Source organism: Streptomyces sp. UNOC14_S4, assembly GCF_020740835.1.
Classification (GTDB): domain Bacteria; phylum Actinomycetota; class Actinomycetes; order Streptomycetales; family Streptomycetaceae; genus Streptomyces.
On record NZ_JAINFC010000899.1, the window covers coordinates 1 to 1,489 of the forward strand.

General features: G+C 74.1%; 1 protein-coding gene. It reads right to left on the reverse strand.

Translation table 11 applies throughout. The features are described from left to right. Positions 1-54: 54 nt before the first annotated feature. Positions 55-1,489: glycoside hydrolase family 20 protein (locus K6I34_RS36845; RefSeq protein ID WP_229332372.1), on the reverse strand; the 1,435-nt coding region annotated here is incomplete at its 5' end.

Below are 1,489 nucleotides of genomic sequence, written 5' to 3' on the forward strand. Positions count from 1 at the left end.
ACCCAGGGGCGCGAGGAACTGCGCGAGAAGCCCCACCGGACCCGCAGACGCGCATCACCCCGTACGGACCCGCGTCGTCAACGCGCTGAACGACTGCCACGACAGCGTCGGCTGACGTGGGTCCCAGAGGCGTTGGGCGAGGGCAGCCAGGGGAAGGCGGATTCCGGATGCCACCTGGTCGGGAGTCTGCGCGTCGGCGCGGTCGCACCACACCGCCAGGCGGCCGCCCAGGACGCGGTCCGGGCCCGGCGCGGTCGGGGCCGTGCCCCGGAGGACGTCCGGGGACCACTCCTCGTAGATGCGCTGCCCGGTCGGGTACCGGAACTCGTTCGGTTCGCCGAGGACGTAGTAGAGGTACTCGTCGTTGAGGTTGACCACGGGCCGTCCCTCGTTCAGGTAGTCGCGCGGGTCGCGCGCGCCGAGTTCCTTGCCCGTCCAGTACTCGACCTCGATGTCCTTGTCGGCTGTGACGACGCCCCCGGCGAAGAAGCCGTCGTTCCACGCCTTGGCCTTCTTGCCGAGGGTGCGCAGCACGGCGGCCCGGTCGTTGAGCCAGCCCGTGGCGAGGTCCGCCACGCGCGCGGCGGTGCCGTACTTCCGCTGGGCGAGCGCGGCGAGGGCGGGGTAGGAGGACTCGGGGTCCGTGACGGTGAGCGCGCGGTACTCGTCGGCGCCGAGGTGGAAGTACGGGCCGGGGAAGAGCGGCGCGTACTCGCGCAGCAGGTCGTCGACGATGTTCGCGGCCGCGGGGTTCGCGATGTCGACCGCGCCGCGGGCGGCGGTGCCGGAGACGTCGCGGAGCTGGAGGTCGGGGTGGGCCTTCATGACGGCGCCGAGGTGTCCGGGCGAGTCGATCTCGGGGACGACGGTGATGTGCAGGGAGTCCGCGAGGGCGATGACGCGGCGGACCTCCGCCTTGGTGAGGTGTTCCGGGGAGACGACCTCGGGGTGGGTGTCGCTCTCGATGCGGAAGCCCTGGTCGTCGGAGAAGTGCAGCCCGAGCTGGTTGAGCTTGAGGTCGGCCATCTCGCGCAGGCGGGCCTCGATCCAGTCGGCGGTGAAGTGCTTGCGGGCGGTGTCGAGGTTGAGCCCGCGCTGCGCGCGGTCGGGCGCGTCGTGGACGACGCCCTCGGGGAGCCCGCCGCCGGAGCGCACGGCCTGCAGGAGGGTGCGCGTGCCGTAGAAGACGCCGGGTGTCCCTTCGGAGGTGATGAGCACCTTGTGGTCACGGGTGGTCAGCTCGTACGCCTCGGGGCCGCCGCCCTGCCCGGGGCGCAGCGCCAGTTCCACGTCGCCGGGGCGGGCCGGGCCCGCGGCCGTGGTCAGGCGGAGGTCGGCGGCGAGGCGGCGGGCGTCCCCGGCCAGGGGCCCGGCCGGGTCGGTGACGACGCGGGCGCCGGAGGCGGGCCGCCAGCCGGGGCCGGGCGCGGGGGTCGCGGAGCGCAGGGAGGGCACGGTGCGCGGGGTGACCTGGGGAACGGGCTCCAGC